Source organism: Noviherbaspirillum aridicola (assembly GCF_019656455.1).
Classification (GTDB): Bacteria; Pseudomonadota; Gammaproteobacteria; order Burkholderiales; family Burkholderiaceae_D; genus Noviherbaspirillum; species Noviherbaspirillum aridicola.
Genome location: NZ_BPMK01000018.1, coordinates 43,510 through 65,496, shown reverse-complemented (window position 1 = coordinate 65,496; position 21,987 = coordinate 43,510). Strand labels below are relative to the sequence as shown.

The 21,987-nt window shown below is 62.5% G+C and carries 23 protein-coding genes and 1 tRNA gene; 13 read left to right on the top strand and 11 right to left on the bottom strand.

Translation table 11 applies throughout. The annotated features are described in order from the left end of the window. Positions 1-14: 14 nt before the first annotated feature. The 4 genes from minC to kynB form a co-directional block, all read right to left on the bottom strand. Positions 15-773 (bottom strand): septum site-determining protein MinC, encoded by a 759-nt coding sequence (gene minC / locus NCCP691_RS18265; RefSeq protein ID WP_220810000.1) that lies wholly within the window; start codon positions 771-773, stop codon positions 15-17. 202 nt (positions 774-975) lie between these two features. Further along, positions 976-1,821, bottom strand: coding sequence for a tryptophan 2,3-dioxygenase (kynA, locus tag NCCP691_RS18260; RefSeq protein ID WP_220809999.1), 846 nt, complete (start codon positions 1,819-1,821; stop codon positions 976-978). A 4-nt stretch (positions 1,822-1,825) separates the two neighbouring features. Beyond that, a complete protein-coding gene (gene kynU, locus NCCP691_RS18255; RefSeq protein WP_220809998.1) occupies positions 1,826-3,073 on the bottom strand; it encodes a kynureninase in 1,248 nt (415 codons plus the stop codon). Beyond that, a complete protein-coding gene (gene kynB / locus NCCP691_RS18250; protein WP_220809997.1) occupies positions 3,070-3,720 on the bottom strand; it encodes an arylformamidase in 651 nt (216 codons plus the stop codon). Before kynB ends, kynU begins: the two co-directional genes overlap by 4 nt. Before the next feature lie 134 nt (positions 3,721-3,854). Between kynB and NCCP691_RS18245 the strand changes: the two genes are divergently transcribed. Then, on the top strand, positions 3,855-4,331 hold the full coding sequence (locus tag NCCP691_RS18245; RefSeq protein ID WP_220809996.1) for an Lrp/AsnC family transcriptional regulator: 477 nt from the start codon (positions 3,855-3,857) through the stop codon (positions 4,329-4,331). A 51-nt stretch (positions 4,332-4,382) separates the two neighbouring features. On the opposite strand, the gene NCCP691_RS18240 is transcribed toward NCCP691_RS18245, so the two are convergent. The 5 genes from NCCP691_RS18240 to NCCP691_RS18220 form a co-directional block, all read right to left on the bottom strand. Further along, positions 4,383-5,255 (bottom strand): Crp/Fnr family transcriptional regulator, encoded by an 873-nt coding sequence (locus NCCP691_RS18240; protein ID WP_238482487.1) that lies wholly within the window; start codon positions 5,253-5,255, stop codon positions 4,383-4,385. 322 nt (positions 5,256-5,577) lie between these two features. Continuing rightward, entirely contained in the window at positions 5,578-6,222 is a 645-nt protein-coding gene (locus NCCP691_RS18235; protein WP_220809995.1) for a response regulator, read from the bottom strand. 9 nt (positions 6,223-6,231) lie between these two features. Further along, positions 6,232-7,338, bottom strand: coding sequence for a PAS domain-containing sensor histidine kinase (locus NCCP691_RS18230; RefSeq protein WP_220809994.1), 1,107 nt, complete (start codon positions 7,336-7,338; stop codon positions 6,232-6,234). A gap of 375 nt (positions 7,339-7,713) precedes the next feature. Further along, positions 7,714-7,789: transfer RNA gene (locus NCCP691_RS18225), tRNA-Asn, on the bottom strand. 95 nt (positions 7,790-7,884) lie between these two features. Then, positions 7,885-9,099 (bottom strand): amino acid aminotransferase, encoded by a 1,215-nt coding sequence (locus NCCP691_RS18220; protein ID WP_220809993.1) that lies wholly within the window; start codon positions 9,097-9,099, stop codon positions 7,885-7,887. Positions 9,100-9,229: 130 nt separating this feature from the next. Between NCCP691_RS18220 and uvrB the strand changes: the two genes are divergently transcribed. From uvrB to iscX, 12 genes are all read left to right on the top strand, one after another. Beyond that, the gene (gene uvrB, locus NCCP691_RS18215) at positions 9,230-11,323 is read left to right on the top strand and encodes an excinuclease ABC subunit UvrB (protein ID WP_220809992.1); all 2,094 of its coding nucleotides are present in this window, start codon (positions 9,230-9,232) and stop codon (positions 11,321-11,323) included. Positions 11,324-11,380: 57 nt separating this feature from the next. Then, the gene (locus tag NCCP691_RS18210; RefSeq protein WP_220809991.1) at positions 11,381-12,172 is read left to right on the top strand and encodes a uracil-DNA glycosylase family protein; all 792 of its coding nucleotides are present in this window, start codon (positions 11,381-11,383) and stop codon (positions 12,170-12,172) included. Positions 12,173-12,311: 139 nt separating this feature from the next. Further along, positions 12,312-12,809 carry a low molecular weight protein-tyrosine-phosphatase gene (locus tag NCCP691_RS18205; protein WP_220809990.1) on the top strand — a complete coding sequence of 166 codons (498 nt, stop codon included), beginning with the start codon at positions 12,312-12,314 and terminating at the stop codon, positions 12,807-12,809. Between the two features lie 49 nt (positions 12,810-12,858). Then, positions 12,859-13,614, top strand: coding sequence for a hypothetical protein (locus NCCP691_RS18200; RefSeq protein ID WP_220809989.1), 756 nt, complete (start codon positions 12,859-12,861; stop codon positions 13,612-13,614). Between the two features lie 189 nt (positions 13,615-13,803). Further along, entirely contained in the window at positions 13,804-14,277 is a 474-nt protein-coding gene (iscR, locus tag NCCP691_RS18195; RefSeq protein ID WP_220809988.1) for a Fe-S cluster assembly transcriptional regulator IscR, read from the top strand. A 17-nt stretch (positions 14,278-14,294) separates the two neighbouring features. Continuing rightward, positions 14,295-15,548 (top strand): IscS subfamily cysteine desulfurase, encoded by a 1,254-nt coding sequence (locus NCCP691_RS18190; protein ID WP_220809987.1) that lies wholly within the window; start codon positions 14,295-14,297, stop codon positions 15,546-15,548. 34 nt (positions 15,549-15,582) lie between these two features. Further along, the gene (gene iscU, locus NCCP691_RS18185; RefSeq protein WP_220809986.1) at positions 15,583-15,990 is read left to right on the top strand and encodes a Fe-S cluster assembly scaffold IscU; all 408 of its coding nucleotides are present in this window, start codon (positions 15,583-15,585) and stop codon (positions 15,988-15,990) included. 37 nt (positions 15,991-16,027) lie between these two features. Beyond that, entirely contained in the window at positions 16,028-16,351 is a 324-nt protein-coding gene (gene iscA / locus NCCP691_RS18180; RefSeq protein ID WP_220809985.1) for an iron-sulfur cluster assembly protein IscA, read from the top strand. A gap of 82 nt (positions 16,352-16,433) precedes the next feature. Next, entirely contained in the window at positions 16,434-16,949 is a 516-nt protein-coding gene (hscB, locus tag NCCP691_RS18175; protein ID WP_220809984.1) for a Fe-S protein assembly co-chaperone HscB, read from the top strand. A 47-nt stretch (positions 16,950-16,996) separates the two neighbouring features. Next, positions 16,997-18,862: a Fe-S protein assembly chaperone HscA gene (hscA, locus tag NCCP691_RS18170; protein WP_220809983.1), complete on the top strand. Its 1,866-nt coding sequence runs from the start codon at positions 16,997-16,999 to the stop codon at positions 18,860-18,862. Positions 18,863-18,904: 42 nt separating this feature from the next. After that, positions 18,905-19,243, top strand: a complete 339-nt coding sequence (gene fdx, locus NCCP691_RS18165; protein WP_220809982.1) for an ISC system 2Fe-2S type ferredoxin — start codon at positions 18,905-18,907, stop codon at positions 19,241-19,243. Positions 19,244-19,254: 11 nt separating this feature from the next. After that, positions 19,255-19,449 (top strand): Fe-S cluster assembly protein IscX, encoded by a 195-nt coding sequence (gene iscX / locus NCCP691_RS18160; RefSeq protein ID WP_220809981.1) that lies wholly within the window; start codon positions 19,255-19,257, stop codon positions 19,447-19,449. Positions 19,450-19,472: 23 nt separating this feature from the next. Here the strand turns inward: iscX and NCCP691_RS18155 are convergent, their stop codons facing one another. Beyond that, positions 19,473-21,038: a PAS domain-containing sensor histidine kinase gene (locus NCCP691_RS18155; protein WP_220809980.1), complete on the bottom strand. Its 1,566-nt coding sequence runs from the start codon at positions 21,036-21,038 to the stop codon at positions 19,473-19,475. A gap of 216 nt (positions 21,039-21,254) precedes the next feature. Then, positions 21,255-21,953, bottom strand: coding sequence for an outer membrane lipoprotein (locus NCCP691_RS18150; protein ID WP_220809979.1), 699 nt, complete (start codon positions 21,951-21,953; stop codon positions 21,255-21,257). Positions 21,954-21,987 lie beyond the last annotated feature (34 nt).

The window sequence follows — 21,987 nt, the reverse complement described above, 5'->3', positions numbered from 1 at the left end:
TGAATAAAAAATAACTAGGCGCGAACGGATAGTACATCGATCCGGTCGCCTGCAAGACGAACCTGGGCCGGCTGCTTGGCCAGCTCCTTGGGAATCCCCGACTCGAAGGTGCGGTAGACGCCGGCAATCGACACCAGCTCCGCTTCCATGCTGAGCGCGAAAATCCGTGCCTCGGCGTTGCCCGTCGCGCCCGCCAGCGCCCGCCCGCGCAGCGGCGCGTAGACATGGATGCTGCCGTCGGCGATGAGTTCGGCGCCATTGTTGACGATGGCTGTGACGATGAGGTCGCAGCCCCGCGCATAGATGCGCTGTCCCGCCCGTACCGGGGTGTCGACGATCATTGCGCTGGATGCGGCCACGGCGACGGGGGCGGGCGCTGCGACCGGGGCCGGCACGGGCGCCGGTGCGGGAGCCGGCGCGGGTGCGGCGGCGGCTTCCTCCTGCCGGGGACGCGCCAGCGTGTCGATGCTCAGGCCGCAGGCCACGATCGCCTCATGCTGCCCGGACTGTGCGCCGCGCACTGCGACCGGGTTCAGGCTGTAGGTCTTGAAGAGGGAGATCAGCGCGGGCCAGTCGGGCGTCGCGGCGGACAGGTCGCAGTCGCTCACGTCGAGCACTGCGAACTCGTTGTCGAAATAATCGGGCGCGCCGCCGGTCATCGACTTCATCGCTGCATCGAGCGCGCCGGCGTCGACCGTGCGCAGGATGACCGCGACAGCGACGACGGTTGAAATCTTGATCTCAATCGGCTTGCTGCTCTGGGCTTTTGACATAGATGCTAATTGGGTAAGGGAGAGCCGCAGCCGCCAGGACGGCGGCAGTGGCCGCGTCGCGGCGGCTGGCAGATGGAGCGGATACGCCGAAGCCCCGGGGCTCTTTTGTTCGCGCGGTATTATACCCGCAGCCATTGCGGGTGCTTCCCGCCGGGCCGCGAATTTACACCGCTGTTACAGGACTAAAAGTGCCAGGCCCGCGTTACAGGGCGGTACGCAGGGACATGAGTTCGGGGAAGAGGACGGTCTCCAGCATCTTCTTGAGGTAGCTGACTCCGGCGGTGCCGCCGGTGCCGGTCTTGAAGCCGATGATGCGCTCGACGGTCGTCACGTGCCGGAATCGCCAGAGGCGGAAGGCGCTTTCCAGGTCGACCAGCTTTTCGCCCATTTCATACAGGCCCCAGTGGGCCTCCGGGTTGCGATAGACCTGCAGCCAAGCCGCCTCGACCGATGCATCGGCGCAGGCCGGCCGGGTGGAGACGGATTCCAGCCGGCCCGGATCGATGGCAAACCCGGCCCGCGAGAGATGGCGCAGGACTTCATCGTACAGCGAGGGGGCATGCAGGATGGCCTCCAGCCGGGCATGCGCCTCGGGCACCTTCGCATGCACCTGCAGCAGGGCGGTGTTCTTGTTCCCCAGGATGAATTCGATCTCCCGGTACTGGTAAGACTGGAAGCCGGACGACTGTCCCAGCGAGGGGCGGATCGCACTGTACTCGGTCGGCGTCATGGTGCCGAGCACATCCCAGGCATGCACCAGCTGTTCCATGATGCGCGCCACCCGGGCCAGCATCTTGCAGGCCGGCGCCAGCGAGTCGGCACGTATCGCGGCGAGCGCGGCGTGCAGTTCATGCAGCATCAGCTTCATCCAGAGTTCGCTGGTCTGGTGCTGCACGATGAAAAGCATCTCGTTGTGGTCGGTCGATCGCGGGTGCTGCGCGCTGAGGATCTGTTCCAGGCCGAGATAGTCGCCGTAGCTCATCGTGTCGCGAAAATCCATGCGCGCGTCGTGCCAGGCGCCGTCCGTTTTCGTGTCTTTCATCGTCATTCCTTCAGGTGACCGCGTCGCGCGGTGCCTCGGTATCGTAGGCCCGGTTGTCAAGGATGTCGGCCAGGATGTCGACCGCGTCCCAGACGTCGACGAAGCGGGTGTAGAGCGGCGTGAAGCCGAAGCGCATGATGCCCGGTTCCCGGTAGTCGCCTATCACCCCGCGGCCGATCAGGGCCTGCATTACCGCATAACCGTGCGGATGCGCGAAGCTGACCTGGCTGCCTCGCTGTCCATGGTCGCGCGGCGTGACCAGTTCCAGCGGGTGATGCGCGCAGCGCTGCTCGACCAGGCGGATGAACAGATCGGTGAGCGCCAGGGACTTGGCGCGGATCCGCTGCATGTCGGTGCGCAGGAAAATGTCGAGGCCGCACTCCACCATGGCCAGCGACGCGATCGGCTGCGTGCCGCACAATGCGCGCCGGATGTCCGGCGCAGGGGAGAACTCGGGCTGCATCACGAAGGGCGAGGCATGCGCCCACCAGCCGGACAGCGGCTGGCGAAAGCCGGCGAGATGCCGCGGCGCGACCCAGAGAAACGCCGGCGCGCCGGGGCCGCCGTTGAGATACTTGTACGTGCAGCCGACCGCATAGTCGGCACCGCTCGCCTCCAGCGCCAGCGGGACGGCGCCGGCGGAATGCGCAAGGTCCCAGACCGCAAGCGCGCCGCGTTCGTGTGCCAGGGCGGACATGGCCTCCATGTCGTGCATGTGGCCGGTGCGGTAATTCACGTGGGTGAGCATCAGCACGGCGGTGCTGTCATCGACCGCCGCGGCAAGCTCTGCCGGGCTGTCCACGAGGCGCAGCCGATATCCCCGGTCGAGCCAGGCGGCAAGCCCCTGGGCGATATAGAGATCGGTCGGAAAATTGCTTCGCTCGCTGACGATCACCTTGCGCTTGTCGTCGCGTTCCGCCTGGCTGTGCAACGCCGCGGCCAGCACCTTGAACAGATTGACCGAGGTGGAGTCGGTCACCACCACTTGTCCGGCGCCCGCCCCGACCAGCGGCGCGAGCTTGTCGCCCAGGCGTGTGGGCAGCGTGAACCAGCCCGCCTTGTTCCAGCTGCGGATCAGACCGTTGCCCCATTCCTCGCCTATCAGCTCACGCGCGCGTTCCAGCGCCGCACACGGACGCGCGCCGAGGGAATTCCCGTCCAGGTAGATCACGCCCCGGGGCAGTTCGAACTCCGACCGCAGCGCCGCCAGTTCGTCGTGCGCATCCAGCGCCAGGCAATGTTCGCGCGAGAGGCTCATGCCGCATCTCCCTGTGTCTGCGGGAGAGGGCGCAGGATGGCGCGTACCGGGCTGGCATCCATGCCCGCGAGCTTCAGCGGCAAGGCGATCAGTTCGTAATCGCCGGCGGCCACGTCGTCCAGTACGATGCCCTCGAGGATCGCCATCTGGTGTGCGTGCACCCGGTGATGTGCATCCATGGTCTTCGACTCCTGCGGATCGAGCGAAGGCGTATCGACGCCGATCAGGCGCACGCCATGCGCCGCGAGCAGGTCGACGGTCTCCGGCGCCACGCCCGGAAAATGCTTGTCCCAGGCGTCAAGCGGCGCGCGCCGGTAGGTGCGGAGCAGCACCCGCGCGGGTACGCCGTCGAGATACGACCGCAGATGCGACGGCTCCACCCGCTCGGCGCCGATGCAATGGATGACGCGACAGGCGCCGACATAGGCATCGAGGGAAACCTCGTCGATGGTGCGTCCTTGCCGGGCGAAGTGAGACGGCGCGTCGCAGTGGGCGCCCGTGTGCGTCGACAGGGTGAGCCGGCTCACCCTGACCGGGCAGCCGTCGCCGATCTGCCAGGTCGTGCTTGCACTGAAGGACGTGTCGCCTGGCCACACCGGGAGGCCGGGATGGACCGCGGGTGTGATATCGAGAATAGGGGAGGGCATGTCGGTCTCGGTTTGTGGGCGATGGACAGATGGTAGTGCGAAAGCCGCGCGAAATGCTGCGGAAATGAAGCGGCGGATTGGCTGAGAAATGAATAAAATTGCGAGAAACTGAACTACGACGACGAAAGATTGCAATGACACTGGACGCCATGGATCTCAGGCTGCTGCACTTCCTGCAGGAGGACGGCCGCATCAGCAATCTCGAGCTTGCGGAAAAAGTCTTCCTGTCGCCATCGGCATGCCTGCGCAGGGTGCGTCAGCTGGAGGAGAAAGGCGTGATCGCGCGCTACGTCGCGCTGCTCGATCCTTCCCGCGTCGGGCTGGAGGTGGACGCCTTCGTCCAGGTCACGATGCGCCGCGACGTCGAGCAGTGGCATGAAAACTTCAGCGCCGCGGTGCAGACCTGGCCGGAGGTCGCGGGTGCGTACATCATCACCGGCGAGGCCAACTATCTGCTGCGCGTGCGGGCGCGCTCGCTGAAGCACTTCTCCGCATTCGTGCTGGACAGGCTCTACAAGACGAAAGGCGTGCTCGACATCAGGTCCAACATCGTGCTGCAGAACCTGAAGGACGATCACGCGATTGCTGCCTCGCTGCTGTCGGGCGAGTGAAAAAAAACGCCCGCATGACGCGGGCATTTTCGACTGGGTGCGGGCCGGAGATCAGACGCCTGCCACCTGGCCCCACTCGCCCTCGGGGCGCTCCTGCTGGGCCAGCTGTTTCGCCTTTCTCGAGGCGACCTGCTTGGCGCGCGAACTGGAGGGCGGGAGGCGGCGCAGCGTCTTCAGCGAATCCAGGTCCTTGATGCCGATGGAGCGCTGGTCGACGGAGATCAGTCCGATCTCGTTGAAGGCCGACAGCGTGCGGCTGACGGTTTCCAGGGTCAGGCCGAGGTAGCTGCCTATCTCATGGCGCGTCATGCGCAGGTTGAACAGCTTGCTGGAATATCCCATCTCGGCATAGCGTTCCGACAGGTTCACCAGAAAGCGGGCGACCCGTGCTTCCGCGCTCAGCGCGCCGAGCATGCTGACCATGGCCTGCTCGCGCACCAGTTCACGGCTCATCACGCTGTACATTGCGTGCTCGAACTCGACATGTGCGCGCCCGAGCGCGGTCAGTTTCTTGAAAGGCAGAAGAATCAGGTCGCAGTTCGACAGCGCCACCGCCTCCGACGCGTATCGCTTGGTGTGAATCCCGTCGACACCGAACAGGTCACCCTTCATCGGGAAGCTGAGTACCTGTTCATTGCCGAATTCGTCGATCAGCACGGTCTTCAGGAAACCGGAGTGCACGATGTACAGCGTATCGAAAGGCTGGCCTATGGTGTGGATCCTTTGGCCGGTCTTGAACTGCACATGCTGGAACAGCAATTCCTCGTCCGTATGTATGGCTGCGGAGGGGATGCGCAAGACGTCGCACAGTTCCTTCAGGTTCGACCACAGTTTTCCCTGTCGCTGCCAGCCTGCTTCAGTGGAGGTGGCGTGCAACGTGGAGTTTGCCTCCACGCGGGAATCGGACGTTTGCGTTGACAGCATGGTCATCTCCTAAATCACTGTGTCAATGGTTGCGCATGCTGAAAGGAGTAAGGCGGCTCCGTGGAGTAAGCAACTGTTCCACGGAGCCGCCGACTTGCTTGCCTGTCATGCATGGAAGAGAAGAGCCAGTATCGCAATCGCAACTGGTAATTACTATCGGCTTGGGCTGAATTGGGTTGTAAGAATGGATTTATCTTTGTCAGATAATTCTTACAAGCGGCGAGCGTGTTTTCCTAATCGCGCGGCAGGGCCGCAGGCCGTGCCGCGCGATTAGGAGCAGGTAGGAAGGGGGAAAACGCGGGGAGAAGGGTGCGAAGCCGGTTCAGTTCTTCAACGGCCCGAGCAGCCGATGTTGCACTGCATACTGCACCATCTCGGCGAGCGAGTTCATGTTCATCTTGGTCAGAATGCGGGTCTTGTGCGTGCTGACCGTCTTCGCGCTCAGATGCAGGACTTCCGCGATCTCGGTAATCGACTTGCCGCTTACGAGTAGGGTGAATACTTCGAACTCGCGATTGGACAGTTGCTTGTGCGGCAGGTCTTCGTTGGCCGGCATCACGTCCATGGCCAGCTGTTCGGCCACTTCCAGGCTGATGTACGGACGGCCCGAGGCGACCTTGCGGATGGCGCTGACCAGCTGCGTCCCGGCGCTTTCCTTCGTCAGATAGCCGCGCGCGCCGGCGCGGATCGCGCGGACGGCATACTGTTCTTCCTCGTGCATGGTCAGGATGAGAATGGGCAGCTTCGGCACTTCATCCTTGATCTGCCGGATCAGCTCCACGCCGCTGCGACCCGGCATGGAAAGGTCCAGCATCAGCAGATCGAATCCACCCTTGCGTACATGGGCCAGGGCCTCGAAGCCGTCGACGGCCTCGCCCACCACCTCGATGTCATCCGCACCGTCGAGGATGCGTTTGAGACCTTCGCGCATGATGGTGTGGTCATCGGCGATTACGATACGGATCATAGAACGTGGTCAGGTGATTTGTTCGGGGGAGAAAAACGACTCGATCGGAATCGATGCCTGAATGGTAACACCATACGGCGGCTCGTTGCGAATGCTGATTGTACCGCCGAGCACGAAGACGCGTTCTTGCATGGCAATCAGACCGTAACAGCCCGGCTTGTTCTCGCTGCCTTCGGGCATGCCAACGCCGTCGTCGCGCATCATCAGCAGGACGTGGCCGGAACGGCGATGAAGGTGAATCTGCACCGAGCGTGCGTGCGAGTGGTGCTCCACGTTCGACAGTCCTTCCTGGACGAGCCGAAACAGCGCGGACTGTATGGTGTCGTCGAGCTTCGCATCCATGCCGGAGCTCTCGATCGTGCAGGTGATGCCCGTTCTTTTCCTGAGATTTTCCGCCATCCATTCCACGGCGGGCAGCAAGCCGAAATCGTCGAGCAGCGGCGGGCGCAGGGTGGACGCCATGTTTTTCGTCATGGCGATGATGTTGTCGAGCAAACCCTGCATCCGTGCCACGCGGGCGGGCACCAGCTTGCTCTCGTTCGGCAGGCTGTGTTCCAGCCAGTCGAGGTCGAGCTTGAGCACACTCAGCCGCTGTCCGATGTCGTCGTAAAGCTTGCGGGAAAAGCGGCGCTTTTCAATTTCCACCGTCTTCTGGGTGGTCGCCGCCCAGCGGCGCAGATCCGCCGGGAGTGCCGGTTTCCGGCTGTGTTCCGCGGCTCTGCTGTCCGCTCCGCCGGGGGCGATCAGGGCAAGAAAGGTTTCGCCCTGAATGGAAACCCGGGCGATGACGGCAGTGAGGCTGAAAAGCCGGCCGTCGGAACGAAGGCCTCTGAGCGTCGAGGTGGTGCCGAGTCCCAAAGCCTTGTCTTCACCCTGCGAAGGCACCAGCATCTCGAGCGGGCGGTCGAGCAGTTGCGCGGCCGTGTAGCCGAACAATTGCTCTGCCCGGGAATTGACCAGCACGATCCGGCGTTCGGCGTCGATGATGATGACACTGTCCATCGCGGACTTGATCCGCGAGAGCAGGGAGGGGCTTAACTTGTTGGCCGGAAAGCGCGACAGCGTCGTGATGGAATTCGACAAACGTGGGGCGCTCTTTTCCAGTTGGGTAGTCATTGCATAGTCTGCCCAGACACGGGCAGGAAGTCAGTACTGTCCGAAAATCGGGCCGGGACGGCCGTGCGGATACTCGCGATCCGAAGAGGTGCTGGACGCGCAAACGCGTTCGACGGCTTCGATGCTAAGGGCGGCCATGACCGCGTGTTTTGACAAATGACGCATATGCTCGAACTTTCCGATGCAGGCCCCGCTTCACTCTTTCAATGCACGACCGAGGAATCACTGCAAGCATGCGGATATGACCGTACGTGCAGAAAACCGATGAATGAACAATGCGACAGTTTGATGACGGACAATCCGCTGCGGGCAGGGGTAGACAGACCGGTAAACGGAAAAAGGGCTTGCGCTTTCGCGCAAGCCCTTGCAATTTTTTGGCTCCCCGACCTGGACTCGAACCAGGGACCTGCGGATTAACAGTCCGTCGCTCTACCGACTGAGCTATCAGGGAACAGAGCCGCTATTATAGGCCGATCTTTCCGGAAATGTCAAAGAACTGGAAGATGTTCCGCGGGAAGAAAGGTTTTCGGTGGCGGCCTGGTTCTTTTAGAGCACCTTCGCGATCGCGTCGACCACGTAGTCGATGTTCTTCGAGTTCAGCGCCGCCACGCAGATGCGGCCGGTATCGACTGCATAGACCGAATACTCGTTGCGCAGGCGTTCGACCTGGGCCTTGGTCAGGCCGGAATAGGAGAACATGCCGCGCTGGGTGATCACGAAATCGAAGTTCTGATTCGGGACCTTTGCCTTGAGTTTCGCCACGAGAGCCTGGCGCATTTCGCGAATGCGCACACGCATTGCTGCAAGCTCTTCTTCCCACAGTGCGCGCAATTCCGGCGTCGCCAGTGCGGTGGCGACGACCTGGCCGCCGTGCAGGGGCGGGTTGGAGTAGTTGGTGCGAACGACCCGCTTGAGCTGCGACAGCACGCGTGCCGCTTCTTCGGTGCTTGCCGCCACAATGCTGAGGGCCCCAACGCGCTCGCCGTACAGCGAGAAGGACTTGGAGAAGGAGTTCGAAACGAACAGCGGGCCGCCGGCCTGCGCGAACTGGCGCACCACCCTGCCGTCGGCATCGATGCCGTCGCCGAAGCCTTGGTAAGCCATGTCGAGGAAGGGGATCAGTCCGCGGCCCGTCACCACCTCGATGACCTGCTTCCATTGCTCGTCGGTCAGGTCCGCGCCGGTGGGGTTGTGGCAGCAGGCATGCAGCAGAACGATCGAGCCTGCCGGCATCGACTGCAGCGCGCCGAGCATGCCGGCGAAGTTCACGCCGCGCGTGGCCGGATCGTAGTACGGATAGCTGTTGACGACGAAGCCGGCGGATTCGAACAGGGCACGATGGTTTTCCCAGCTCGGATCGCTGATCCAGACCTGAGAGTCGGGTGCGAAGCGCTTCAGGAAGTCGGCGCCGATCTTCAGGGCGCCGGTGCCGCCGATGGCCTGCACGGTAATCGCACGTTTCTCTTGTACGACCGCGCTGTCGGCACCAAATACGAGTTCTTGCACCGCCTTATCGTACGCGGCCAGACCGTCGATGGGCAGATAGGTGCGGGGAGCCGCCTTTTCCAGCAACTGGGCTTCCGCCTTGCGCACGCACTCCAGCAAGGGCACCTTGCCGTTGTCGTCGTAATAAACGCCGACGCCGAGGTTGACCTTGTTCGGATTCTTGTCCGCGTTATAGGCTTCGGTGATGCCTAGGATCGGGTCGCGGGGCGCCATGTCGACGGCGCCGAAGAGGGAGGCGGTTTGCGGTTGGGTCATCGTGATAACATGAAAAATTGGCTGCGAAGAGGTACGAACAGGTACTTGGGCAGGCCGGTTGCGGTGGACTTTACCTAAAAAAACCAAGAGCTTACGTGCAACTATTTATTCTACCAAAGGTCGAATTCAGATGGCAGATTTATCCCAGGTTTCCAGCCCGATCGACGAGTCGAAGATCGTCACCTTCCCTGATTCGCCCTACCGACTCTACCAGCCTTTCCCGCCCGCCGGGGACCAGCCGGGTGCGATCGCCAAACTGGTCGAAGGCGTGGAGGACGGACTGTCGTTCCAGACACTGCTCGGCGTGACCGGTTCCGGCAAGACTTACACGATGGCCAACGTCATCGCGCGCCTCGGCCGTCCCGCGATCGTGTTTGCGCCGAACAAGACGCTCGCCGCGCAGCTCTACAGCGAATTCCGCGAGTTCTTCCCGCAAAACGCCGTCGAGTACTTCGTCAGCTACTACGACTATTACCAGCCTGAAGCCTACGTGCCGCAGCGCGACCTGTTCATCGAGAAGGATTCCTCGATCAACGAGCACATCGAACAGATGCGGCTGTCGTGCACCAAGTCGCTGATGGAGCGGCGCGACGTGGTCATCGTGGCGACCGTATCCGCGATCTACGGTATCGGTAATCCGAACGAGTATCACCGGATGATCCTGACCCTGCGGGCCAAGGACAAGGTCAGCCAGCGCGATGTGATCGCGCGGCTCATACAGATGCAGTACACCCGGAACGAAATCGATTTCGGGCGCGGCACCTTCCGCGTCCGCGGCGACACGATCGATGTCTTCCCAGCGGAACACGCCGAACTGGCACTGCGCATCGAAACCTTCGACGATGAGATCGACAGCCTTCAGCTGTTCGATCCGCTGACGGGGCGCGTGAGGCAGAAGATTCCGAGGTTCACGATCTATCCCGGTTCGCACTACGTCACCCCGAGGGAAACCGTTCTGCGGGCGATCGAGAGCATCAAGGAAGAGCTGCGGGAGCGTCTCGAGTTCTTCCGCAAGGAAGGCAAGCTCGTGGAAGAGCAGCGGCTCGAGCAGCGCACGCGCTTCGATCTCGAGATGATGCAGGAGATCGGATTTACCAAGGGCATCGAGAACTACTCGCGCCACCTGACGGGCTCCAGGCCGGGCGAGCCGCCGCCGACTCTGGTCGACTACCTGCCGCAGGATGCCGTGATGTTCCTTGACGAGTCGCACGTGCTGCTCGGCCAGCTCAACGGCATGTACAACGGCGACAGGGCGCGCAAGGTCAACCTGGTCGACTACGGCTTCCGGCTGCCTTCGGCGCTCGACAACCGGCCGCTGAAATTCGAGGAGTTCGAGCGCAAGATGCGGCAGACCGTCTTCGTCTCGGCCACCCCCGCCGAATATGAGGCGACGCACGCCGGCCAGGTGGTGGAACAGGTGGTGCGTCCGACCGGCCTGGTCGATCCGCAGATCATCGTGCGTCCTGCCAGTTCGCAGGTGGACGACCTGATGTCGGAGATTACCGATCGTGTGAAGAAGAACGAGCGGGTGCTGGTGACGACGCTCACCAAGCGCATGGCGGAGCAGCTGACCGAGTTCCTGGGCGACAACGGAATCAAGGTGCGCTACCTGCACAGCGACATCGATACCGTCGAGCGCGTGGAGATCATCCGCGACCTGCGCCTCGGCACTTTCGATGTCCTGGTCGGCATCAACCTGTTGCGTGAGGGCCTGGACATCCCCGAGGTGTCGCTGGTCGCCATTCTCGATGCCGACAAGGAAGGCTTCCTCCGGTCGGAGCGCAGCCTGATCCAGACCATCGGGCGGGCCGCGCGCAACCTCAACGGAACGGCGATTCTCTACGCCGACAGGATGACCGATTCGATGCGGCGCGCGATCGACGAGACCGAGCGGCGCAGGCACAAGCAGCTTGAGTTCAACAAGGCCAACAACATCACGCCGATCGGCGTCAAGAAGCAGATCCGCGAACTGATCGATGGCGTCTACAGTCCGCAGGAGGCCCGCGCCGAGCTGCTCGTCGCGCAGGAGCAGGCCCGCTATGAAGGCATGAGCGAGAAACAGGTGAGCAAGGAGATCAAGCGGCTGGAAAAGCTGATGGTCGAACATGCGAAGAACCTGGAGTTCGAAAAGGCGGCGCAGGTGCGCGACCAGCTGCATCTGCTGAAGGAGCAGCTGTTCGGCGCGCCCGGCGCCGACAACGTGGTCTCTCTGACCGGCAAATAGTTTTCCCGCTGTTGCCGGCACGGTTAGAATGGCGCGGTTTGTCGACCGCTGCCATTCATGACCGCCCACATTCCCGCCCAGATCATCGACGCGCTGACGCTTGCTCACCCATCCTGGCATCCGACCCTCGAAAAGGGCCTGCGCGAACTAACCCTCGCCGACCCGGCCTACCTTCCGGCGCTCGCCGCGGGCAGCTACCTGCCGACGCAGGGACGTCTTTTCGCCGCATTCCGGCTGCCCTTCGATGCGGTCCGCTACATACTGGTCGGGGAAGGGCCGTATCCCCGGGAAGCGAGCGCGACCGGAGTCTGTTTCATGGACGGGGCGGTGGAAGCCCTCTGGTCGGCAAATGGCTTGTCCAAGCAGGTCAACCGCGCGACTTCTCTGCGCAATTTCATGAAAATGCTGCTCGTCGCGGACGGCTGGCTGTCGGAAAGCGATACGGGTGCGGCGGCGCTGCAGGGCGTGGCAAGGCGGTCGTCGCAAGACGATTCATGCATCCAGGGACTGCCGGAGTTGCAGGCCAATCTGATCTCCCATGGTTTCCTGCTGCTGAACGCCAGCCTGGTCTTCCGCGCCGATGTGGCGCCGGTCAAGGATGCGAGGGCCTGGCGGCCGTTTCTCAAGGTCGTGCTCGAAAGCCTCGCTGCGCGTGAGCGGCCCGCCACCCCGACCCTGGTCCTGTGGGGGAAAATCGCCGAGCAGCTGGCCTCGCTGGACGTGACCGGCCGCTTTCCGACTGTCCGCTCCGAGCACCCGTACAACTTGTCCTTCATCGCCAACAAGACCATGCAGGACCTGTTCGGGCCGATGCGCCTGCTTCGGAAGCCGAGCTCATCGCGGGTTTGACGCATCTCCACCGCAGGCCAGATTGCCGGGGCTTCCCTCGCCGGCGGCCGGCGGGATTTGACGTCGCATAATTTCGTTTTCGCTGCTTGCTACACAATCCATGTCAGGGCGTCCAGCGCGCCTGCTCGTGGGGTGGAGCATGAACCAGAACGGAAAATGCGCGGTATTGTTTGTCTGCATGGGGAATATATGCCGGTCTCCGACGGCGGAGGCGGTGATGCGCAAGTATCTTTCGGACGCCGGCCTCGCCAGCCGTGTGGTCGTCGACTCCGCCGGCACGCACGACTACCACGTCGGCTGTCCTCCCGACCCGCGCGCCCAGGCCGCCGCCCGCAAGCGCGGATATGACCTTTCATCCTTGCGTGCACGACAGATCACGCAAGCCGACTTCCAGCAATTCGATCTGCTCATCGGGATGGATTTCAACAATCTCGAGGTGCTGCAGCGTCTGTGCCCTCCCGCGCAGAAAGGGAAGCTGGGGCTGCTGATGGCCTATGCCCAGCGCCACAATGCCACCGTCGTGCATGATCCCTATTACCGCGGAGGCAAAGACTTCGAGCTTGTTCTTTCGTATATCGAAGATGGTTGCATGGGACTGATGCAATCCCTGGTGGCCCACGGCGCCTTGTCGGGATAGGAGGGGGAATATGCGCGGATACCGGCCTGTCATCATCGCGGCAATCCTGATGCTTTCTTCAGTCGCAGCGAAGGCCTCGGACGAGGTTGGCCTGACGGCGGACATCAAGAGTGACACGCAACCGGGCCGTGCCGCGGCGCCCTGGCTGTTGTTCGGCAACGCCGGCGCCGGCGGGGTGGATTATCTCTGGACAGGCGCTTACCGTCCCGACGAAGAAGCATACGGCGTCGGCTACCGCTGGCGGAAATTCAGTTTCGAGCAGCTGTCCTCGGGCCCGGCGGCGGAGAGGATCGATGCCAGACTTTACCGGACCCGCATCTCCCGCCTGTCCTACAAACCCGCCGACAATCTCGTTTTGCAACTGGCCAGGGGCAAGATAAGCGGACTGGACCATCTGATGGCGGACGAGAGCTTGCGCAGAACCGCCGTCTCGGCCAGCCATGTCTTCGAACACGGCGGGGTACGGCTGGAAAACATGCTCGCATGGGGGCGCAGCAGCAGGAAAATGCGGCAGTCGACTTCCGGCTTTCTGCTGGAATCGACCGTACGACTCCCCGGCGCTCATACGCTCTTCGGCCGGCTCGAGCAGGTCGGCAGCGACGAACCCGGACTCGGCGAAGTCCTGACGGACAGGTCCAGGGTCAACAGGCTGAGCATCGGCTACGTGCGCGAGCTCGATACCGGCCCGGGAGCCCGCCTTGAATTCGGCGGTTTCGTCAGCCACTATCGCCTGCCGCACACCGTCGGTCAGGGGCAGGGCGATACCCTGCTGTACATGATGGTTGCGCGCCTGCGCCTCAGGTAAAAGTCCCCCTGCGCCAGCGGCGCGATTATGAAATAATAACGCGTTGCATTTTGGCAATTGGCGGCGGCTCGCCATCATTTCGCTCCGCGCCAATACCTGACAAAACTACTCAACTTTGTTATACTTGACCAAAATCTTCGGGTACTCGGGAAATTACGCGGGGCCCCTGTTTTCGGGAGTTGAGAGTTTATGCGTTTGACCACCAAGGGCCGGTTTGCCGTGACTGCCATGATTGATCTGGCGCTGCGCCAGGACAAGGGGCCGGTCACGCTGTCGGCGATCAGCCAGAGGCAGGAAATATCGCTGTCGTATCTCGAGCAGCTTTTCGGCAAGTTGCGACGGCATGAAATCGTTGAATCGGTACGCGGTCCCGGCGGTGGATATACGCTGGCAAGACGGGCGGAAGATGTGACGGTGGCCGATATCATCATTGCCGTCGACGAGCCGCTCGACGCCACCCAGTGCGGTGGCAAGGAAAACTGCCATGGCGCCAGTCACGAGCATGGCACGCGCTGCATGACCCACGACCTGTGGGCGACTCTCAACGCGAAGATGGTCGAATACCTGGACTCGGTTTCGCTGAAGGATCTGGTCGATCAGCAGCGGCAAAAGAGTGCGGAACAGAATGTTGTCGTGGTGCCCCGTCCGCCGGTCGCCGCTTGATAGGAGTAAAGCAGAATATGAATGCCCCGTTGGAAAAAACCTTGTTGGATACGATCAAGGCGCCGCACTTCCCGATCTACATGGATTATTCGGCCACCACGCCGATCGATCCGCGCGTCGCCGACAAAATGATTCCCTATCTGCGCGAGCAGTTCGGTAACCCGGCTTCGCGCAGTCACATGTACGGCTGGACGGCCGAAAAGGCGGTGGAGGAAGCGCGCGCTCATGTGGCTGCGCTGGTCAACGCCGATCCGCGCGAAATCATCTGGACCTCTGGCGCAACCGAAGGCAACAATCTTGCGCTGAAGGGCGCCGCGCATTTTTACAAGACCAAGGGCAAGCACATCATCACCGTGAAGACCGAGCACAAGGCGGTGCTGGACACGGTGCGGGAGCTTGAGCGCCAGGGTTTCGAAGCCACCTACCTGCAGCCGCAGGACAATGGCCTGATCACCATTGAGCAATTGCAGGAAGCCATTCGTCCGGACACGATCCTGGTGTCCGTCATGCTCGTCAATAACGAGATCGGCGTCATCCAGCCGATCCCGGAAATCGGCGAGCTGTGCCGCGCCAAGGGAATCATCTTCCATTGCGATGCGGCGCAGGCGACCGGCAAGGTGGCCATCGACCTCGAGAAATGGAAGGTCGACCTGATGACTTTCACTGCACACAAGACTTATGGTCCGAAGGGCATCGGCGCCCTGTACGTGCGTCGCAAGCCGCGCGTGCGCATCGAGCCGCAGATGCACGGCGGCGGTCACGAGCGTGGCCTGCGCTCGGGCACGCTGCCCACGCACCAGATCGTGGGCATGGGTGAGGCTTTCCGTCTGGCGAAGGAAGAGATGGACACGGAAATTGCGCGTATCCGCGCGCTGCGTGACCGTCTCGCCAAGGGACTGATGGAAATCGAAGAGGTGTATGTCAACGGCGACATGGATCACCGCGTCCCGCACAACCTGAACGTGAGCTTCAATTTCGTCGAGGGCGAATCCCTGATCATGGCGATCAAGGACATCGCGGTTTCCTCCGGATCGGCTTGTACTTCGGCCAGCCTGGAACCATCTTACGTATTGCGTGCACTTGGCCGCAGCGACGAACTCGCGCACAGCTCGATCCGCTTCACCATCGGCCGTTTCACGACCGAGGAGGATATCGATTTCACGGTCAACCTGATCAAGTCCAAGGTCGGCAAGCTGCGCGAACTGTCGCCGCTGTGGGAAATGTACAAGGATGGTATCGACCTGAGCACCATCCAGTGGGCCGCGCACTAGGCGCGGAACAAACTCAAGTCATTAGGAGCACAAGATGTCTTATTCGGAAAAAGTTCTCGACCACTACGAAAACCCGCGCAACGTCGGCTCGTTTGAAAAGGGCGATGCAACGGTCGGCACCGGCATGGTCGGCGCGCCCGCATGCGGCGATGTGATGAAGCTGCAGATCAAGGTCGGCGCCGACGGCGTGATCGAGGATGCGAAGTTCAAGACATACGGCTGCGGCTCGGCGATCGCGTCGTCCTCGCTCGTCACCGAATGGGTGAAGGGCAAGACGCTCGACGAAGCCATGTCGATCAAGAACACCCAGATCGCCGAAGAGCTGGCACTGCCGCCGGTGAAGATCCACTGCTCGATCCTGGCGGAAGACGCGATCAAGGCGGCGGTCAAGGACTACAAGGACAAGCACGGCAGCAGCGGCCATGTAGCCGAGGCGGCCTGAGCGGAGCCGATCCGCAACCGGAGAAAGAAGCAAGCATATGGCAATCACACTGACGGAAAAGGCTGCCAAGCACATCACCCGCTACATCGAGCGGCGCGGCAAGGGGCTGGGCCTGCGCCTCGGCGTGCGCACCACCGGATGCTCCGGCCTGGCGTACAAGCTGGAGTATGTCGATGAGAGCGCTCCCGAGGATGCAGTGTTCGAATCGCACGGCGTGAAGGTGTTCGTGGATCCGAAGAGCCTCGCTTACATCGACGGCACCGAGCTCGATTTCGCGCGTGAAGGGCTGAATGAAGGATTCCGCTTCAACAACCCGAACGTGAAGGACGAGTGCGGCTGCGGCGAGAGCTTCCGCATCTGACAGTCCGGCGGTCCGTGCCCTTGCGGCATGCCGCAGTCCACAAGCCTGTTCGTCCGCGTACAGGCTTTTGTTTTAAGTTGACATGCAAAACCACTTCGAACTTTTTCACTTGCCGCAGCGCTTCGCGGTCGACATGAAGGCGCTGGAGGCGGCATATCGCGAGGTCCAGAGCCGGGTCCACCCCGACAAGTTCACCACCGGGACGGACAGTGAAAAGCGGGTGGCGCTGCAGTGGGCGGCGCGCGCGAACGAGGCGTACCAGACGCTGAAAAATCCCTTCAGGCGTGCGGCATATCTCTGCGAACTCAATGGTGTCGATCTGCAGATTGAGTCGAACACGGCGATGCCGACGGCTTTCCTGATGCAGCAGATGGAGTGGCGCGAAGCGCTGGACGAGGCGAGGGACGCCGGTGACGTGCAGGCGCTCGACCGCCTGGACAAGGACTTGCAAGCGGCGAGAAAGGCCAAGGTCGCGGAGATTGGCGCCCTGCTGGACAGCAATGAATATGACGATGCCGGAAAGCTGGTGCGGCAGCTCATGTTTCTCGACAAGCTCGATGAAGAAGTGCAGTCCGTTTTTGAAAAGCTCGAAGGCTGAGGAAAGTGTCTTCCGAGGCGACGAGCAGAAAGTACTGAACAGGTAACATGGCCTTACTCCAAATATCCGAACCCGGGATGTCAACCGCGCCGCACCAGCGGCGGCTCGCCGTCGGCATCGATCTCGGCACCACCAATTCGCTGGTCGCCACGGTACGCCACAGCATTCCCGAAGTCCTCAATGACGAGGAAGGCCATCCACTGCTTCCGTCCATCGTGCGTTATCTGCCGAACGGGAATGCTCATATCGGCTACAAGGCGCAGTCTGCCCAGACCACCGATCCAAAAAACACCATTGTTTCGGTCAAGCGTTTCATGGGACGCGGCCTGAAGGACATCGCCTACGCGGAGAACCTGCCGTACGACTTCGTCGATGCCCCCGGCATGGTGCAATTGAAGACAGTCGCCGGCATCAAGAGTCCGGTCGAAGTCTCGGCCGAGATTCTCGCCACCTTGCGCCAGCGTGCGGAAGACGCCCTGGGCGATGAACTCGTCGGGGCGGTGATCACGGTTCCTGCGTATTTCGACGACGCGCAGCGGCAAGCCACGAAGGATGCCGCGAAACTGGCCGGCCTGAATGTGCTGCGCCTGCTCAACGAACCGACGGCGGCCGCCATTGCCTATGGCCTGGACAATGGATCCGAGGGCATCTACGCGGTGTACGACCTGGGCGGCGGTACCTTCGACATCTCCGTGCTCAAGCTCAGCAAGGGCGTGTTCGAAGTGCTTGCCACCGGCGGCGATTCGGCGCTCGGCGGCGACGACTTCGACCACCGCCTGGTGTGCTGGATGATCGAGCAGGCGAGGCTGGCGCCGCTGTCCGACAAGGATACCCGGCTGCTGATGGTGAAGGCGCGTGAAGCCAAGGAACTGCTGTCGACCCAGGCGGAGACGAGCATCGATGTGGTGCTGGGCTCCGGCGAAGAAGTGCATCTCATCCTGTCGGCGGAGACTTTTGCCGAGATCACCCGGCATCTCGTGACCAAGACCATCACGCCCTGCCGCAAGGCCCTGCGCGACGCCGGGCTGTCGGTGGATGACGTGGACGGAGTGGTGCTGGTCGGCGGGGCGACCCGCATGCCGCACATCCGCAAGGCGGTGGGCGATTTCTTCCAGACCACGCCGCTGGCCAATATCGATCCCGACAAGGTGGTCGCGCTCGGCGCCGCGATCCAGGCGAATCTGCTCGCCGGCAATCGCGCGGCCGGCGAAGAGTGGCTGCTGCTCGACGTTATCCCGCTGTCGCTCGGGATTGAAACCATGGGCGGACTGGTGGAAAAGGTCATCCCGCGCAACTCGACGATTCCCTGCGCAAGGGCGCAGGAATTCACGACTTTCAAGGATGGGCAGACCGCGATGGCAATCCACGTCGTGCAGGGCGAGCGGGAGCTGGTGAGCGACTGCCGCTCACTGGCCCGTTTCGAATTGCGCGGCATACCGCCGATGGCGGCTGGCGCCGCGCGCATTCGCGTCACCTACCAGGTCGATGCCGACGGCCTGCTGTCGGTATCGGCGCGGGAGCAGCGCTCCGGCGTCGAGGCCTCGATTTCAGTCAAGCCGTCCTATGGATTGGCGGACGACGAAATCGCCCGCATGCTGCAGGACTCCTATCGCTCGGCGGAAGAAGACATGAAGCTGCGCGCATTGCGCGAAGAGCAGGTCGAGGCGGAGCGGATTCTGCTGGCGACCCAGTCGGCGCTCGACGCGGATGGCGAGCTGCTGTCCGAGCAGGAGCGGGAGGCTCTGGGCAGGCTGATGGACGAGGTTCGAAACGGCATCAAGGGCAGCGATCACCTGGCGATCAAGTCCTCCGTGGAGGCGCTGGCCAGGGGAACGGAAGAGTTCGCGGCGCGGCGCATGGATCGCAGCGTGCGCGCGGCGCTCTCCGGCAAGAAGCTGGACCAGCTGGCCTGACAGCCGTACTCGTCAACCGGATTTCAATACAAGGAAAAAATAGTGCCGCAAATCGTCGTACTGCCACATGAGAAGCTGTGTCCTGAAGGCGCGGTCATCGACGCGCCTTCGGGCAAGTCGGTCTGCGATGTCCTCCTCGATCACGACATCGAGATCGAACACGCCTGCGAGAAGTCCTGTGCCTGCACCACCTGCCACGTAGTGGTGCGCGAAGGCTTCGATTCGCTGAACGAGCCGGAAGAGAAAGAGGAAGACTTGCTCGACCGGGCCTGGGGGCTCGAAGCCACCTCGCGGCTGTCATGCCAGGCCCTCGTCGGGGACACCGACCTCGTGGTCGAGATTCCCAAGTACACGATCAACCAGGTCAGCGAGAATCACTGAAGGGTGGCGCGATGAAATGGACAGATACGATACGCATCGCGGAAGAACTGTATGAGAAGTATCCGGATGTCGATCCCCTGACGGTCCGGTTTACGGATCTGCACCGGTGGGTATGCGAACTCGACGGTTTCGACGACGACCCGGCACGGTCCGGCGAGAAGGTGCTGGAAGCTATCCAGATGGCCTGGATAGAAGAGGCACGCTGACCGGCGCATCCCTCACGCGACCATCACGCGTCCCGCAGGGGCAGCGACACCATCAGAGTCGTTCCCTTGCTCTTGTCCCCGGTGATCGAGAGCCCTCCGCCCAGGGCGCTGATGCGTTCTTCTATCCCGACCAGGCCAAAGGAGTTTGCCTTTCTGCGGCAGGACGGGTACATGCCGACGCCGTTGTCGGCGATGCGCATCCACAGGTTCCTGTCCTCGCGGTAGACGCTGATCTGCACCGCAGTGGCCTGTGCGTGGCGCTGCACGTTGTTGAGCGATTCCTGGAGGATGCGGAAGAGCGCGGTTGCGCAATTGTCGTCGAGCACGACGTCGTCTTCCATCTCCAGCGAACAGCGAATGCCGGTACGCCGGCGGAAGTCCTGCACCTGCCATTCGATCGCGGCGTTCAATCCAAGGTCGAGTACCGCGGGACGCAGGTTGTTGATGGCGGCACGCACCGCCCTGATGGTCGCGTCGATGTGGTCGAGCGCGACCTTGACCCGTGCATTGAGCCTGGGATGCGATTTCTCGGTGCGCGTATGCAGCATCGCCACATCGAGGCGCAGTGCCAGCAGGTTCTGGCCGAGGTCGTCGTGTATCTCCCGCGCGATGCGCTTGCGCTCGTCTTCCCTGACTTTCTCCTGATAGGAAACGAGATGCCGCAGCAGCTGCCGTGAATGGCGCAGCGCCTCTTCGACTTTCTTGCGCTCCGTGATATCGATGCTGCTCCCGATGTAGCCGAGAAAACGGCCGCTCGGCGAGAAGCGCGGCACGCCGTGCGCAAGCATGTAGTGATAATGCCCGTCCTGGCGGCGCAGCCGGTACTCCATGCTGAAGGCCTCGCGCGCCTCGAAGGCGGCCGACTGAATTGCCGTGCATGCGCTGCGGTCGTCTTCGTGTATGCCGCCAAGCCAGCCGGATCCGAGTTCTTCATCCAGCTGCCTGCCGGTGAAGTCCAGCCACATCTTGTTGAACCACAGGTAGTTCTGGCTCGGTCCGGTAATCCAGATGAGCACCGGCGCGGAGTCGGCCATCAGCCTGAAGCGTTCCTCGCTCTCGATCAGGCCGAGTTCGGCCTGACGCCGTTCGCTGATGTCGCACAGGACCAGGCTGCACGCCTCCCCGGTCACATCGGCGCTGGCCTCCACATGGGCAAAGAAGGGCTGGCCATCGCTGTCGAGGAAGCCCAGTTCGCAGGTCTCCTTGCTGGCCCCCAGGAATACCTGTTCCAGAAACACGGCGTAGGCGAGCCGCGCGTCGGAGGAGATGTAATCCTCCAGCCGCCGGCCCCTGAGCGAAGCGCGGGTGACGCCGAGCATCCCTGCCGCCATCACGTTTGCCTCGAGTATGAAGCCGTGAAAATCCAGGCGGAAGTAGGCGACGGGCGCGGAATTGTAGAGATCGGTATAGCGGGCGATGGTCTGCTGCAGTTCGAAGAAGCGGAGGGCGCTGCTGTCCGCCTGCGCTGCGGGAACACCGCTTTCCTCGGCGCGTGCATAGGGCGGGACGACGTCAGGGACGGCCGACAGGTACTTGCTGTCGCCGCTGCGGCGCTGGGGGGGCGGAACGCGGATCGCAGTGTTTTTCATGTCGCTTGGCGCAAGCCGGATGGAGATTCGGCTTGAGTAATATCAAAAAGACAAGTATGCGGACGTGTTCAGGCGAACGCAAGCGGTCTGTGTCTTTCTACCCACGCCGGCGGGGTAACAGACTGCGGATGAAAACGCGCCGCAGGCATATGGGGAAATGAAAGGGGCGGCGAATTCGCCGCCCCGGGTCTCAGGCTAGCCGCGCGCAGGAGGGAATCAGGCGCGGGAGGTGAGGCGGCCGTCGACCACACGGACGCGGTCGCCGACATTCCAGCCCGGCTGCTGGGCGTAGCTGAACATGCGCGTGTCGCCGTCTTCCATTCGTACCCGGACCTGGTATGAAGTGGTGGCGCGGGTACGCTTTTCGATCTCATTGCCGGCGTAACCGCCGCCGACGGCGCCCGCCACGGTTGCCAGCTTGCGGCCATTGCCGCCGCCGACCTGGTTGCCGAGTACGCCGCCGAGTACCGCGCCGGCCACCATGCCGACGCCGGAACCCTGGGCAGGCTGGGTGATCGCCTGGATGTCGACCACCTGGCCGCAGCTATGACAGATCGCGGGGGCCGCGGCGCGGGCCGGTTCGGCATAGCTCGCATGGCGCGGCTGGGATTCCTTGACCACCGCCGGCCGGCTCACGCTTTTCTTCGGCGCCGGCGCCGGCTCTTCCGGTTCGGCCTTTGCCAGCTTAGAAGGAGCGGGCGGCTGCGGCGCGGTCTCAACCAGGGCCGCGGGGGATGAGGCGGCGGCGGCTGCGCCGACCGAGTCGGCGACCGTTGCCGACGGCGCGCCCGTTCCATGTGAACTGGGCAGCATGCCGGTCATCGCGGCGATGCCCGTGAGGCTGACCAGCATGACCGAGATGGATGCGCCGGCGACCAGCGGGTGAATGCGCGCGGGATTCTTTTGGATTTCCATATCTGCCTCCTTGGCGATAAAACCTCGAAAAATT

Excerpts from the sequence above, each read along its gene's own strand:
- NCCP691_RS18155 (WP_220809980.1), bottom strand. The coding sequence starts at position 21,038 with ATGAAAAACACTGCGATCCGCGTTCCGCCCCCCCAGCGCCGCAGCGGC.
- NCCP691_RS18245 (WP_220809996.1), top strand. The coding sequence starts at position 3,855 with ATGACACTGGACGCCATGGATCTCAGGCTGCTGCACTTCCTGCAGGAG.
- iscX (WP_220809981.1), top strand. The coding sequence starts at position 19,255 with ATGAAATGGACAGATACGATACGCATCGCGGAAGAACTGTATGAGAAG.
- NCCP691_RS18230 (WP_220809994.1), bottom strand. The coding sequence starts at position 7,338 with ATGACTACCCAACTGGAAAAGAGCGCCCCACGTTTGTCGAATTCCATC.
- NCCP691_RS18220 (WP_220809993.1), bottom strand. The coding sequence starts at position 9,099 with ATGACCCAACCGCAAACCGCCTCCCTCTTCGGCGCCGTCGACATGGCG.
- NCCP691_RS18240 (WP_238482487.1), bottom strand. The coding sequence starts at position 5,255 with ATGCTGTCAACGCAAACGTCCGATTCCCGCGTGGAGGCAAACTCCACG.
- NCCP691_RS18210 (WP_220809991.1), top strand. The coding sequence starts at position 11,381 with ATGACCGCCCACATTCCCGCCCAGATCATCGACGCGCTGACGCTTGCT.
- NCCP691_RS18190 (WP_220809987.1), top strand. The coding sequence starts at position 14,295 with ATGAATGCCCCGTTGGAAAAAACCTTGTTGGATACGATCAAGGCGCCG.
- NCCP691_RS18235 (WP_220809995.1), bottom strand. The coding sequence starts at position 6,222 with ATGATCCGTATCGTAATCGCCGATGACCACACCATCATGCGCGAAGGT.
- iscR (WP_220809988.1), top strand. The coding sequence starts at position 13,804 with ATGCGTTTGACCACCAAGGGCCGGTTTGCCGTGACTGCCATGATTGAT.
- hscB (WP_220809984.1), top strand. The coding sequence starts at position 16,434 with ATGCAAAACCACTTCGAACTTTTTCACTTGCCGCAGCGCTTCGCGGTC.
- kynU (WP_220809998.1), bottom strand. The coding sequence starts at position 3,073 with ATGAGCCTCTCGCGCGAACATTGCCTGGCGCTGGATGCGCACGACGAA.
- iscA (WP_220809985.1), top strand. The coding sequence starts at position 16,028 with ATGGCAATCACACTGACGGAAAAGGCTGCCAAGCACATCACCCGCTAC.
- NCCP691_RS18205 (WP_220809990.1), top strand. The coding sequence starts at position 12,312 with ATGAACCAGAACGGAAAATGCGCGGTATTGTTTGTCTGCATGGGGAAT.
- hscA (WP_220809983.1), top strand. The coding sequence starts at position 16,997 with ATGGCCTTACTCCAAATATCCGAACCCGGGATGTCAACCGCGCCGCAC.
- NCCP691_RS18200 (WP_220809989.1), top strand. The coding sequence starts at position 12,859 with ATGCTTTCTTCAGTCGCAGCGAAGGCCTCGGACGAGGTTGGCCTGACG.
- iscU (WP_220809986.1), top strand. The coding sequence starts at position 15,583 with ATGTCTTATTCGGAAAAAGTTCTCGACCACTACGAAAACCCGCGCAAC.
- NCCP691_RS18150 (WP_220809979.1), bottom strand. The coding sequence starts at position 21,953 with ATGGAAATCCAAAAGAATCCCGCGCGCATTCACCCGCTGGTCGCCGGC.
- minC (WP_220810000.1), bottom strand. The coding sequence starts at position 773 with ATGTCAAAAGCCCAGAGCAGCAAGCCGATTGAGATCAAGATTTCAACC.
- uvrB (WP_220809992.1), top strand. The coding sequence starts at position 9,230 with ATGGCAGATTTATCCCAGGTTTCCAGCCCGATCGACGAGTCGAAGATC.
- kynB (WP_220809997.1), bottom strand. The coding sequence starts at position 3,720 with ATGCCCTCCCCTATTCTCGATATCACACCCGCGGTCCATCCCGGCCTC.
- kynA (WP_220809999.1), bottom strand. The coding sequence starts at position 1,821 with ATGACGATGAAAGACACGAAAACGGACGGCGCCTGGCACGACGCGCGC.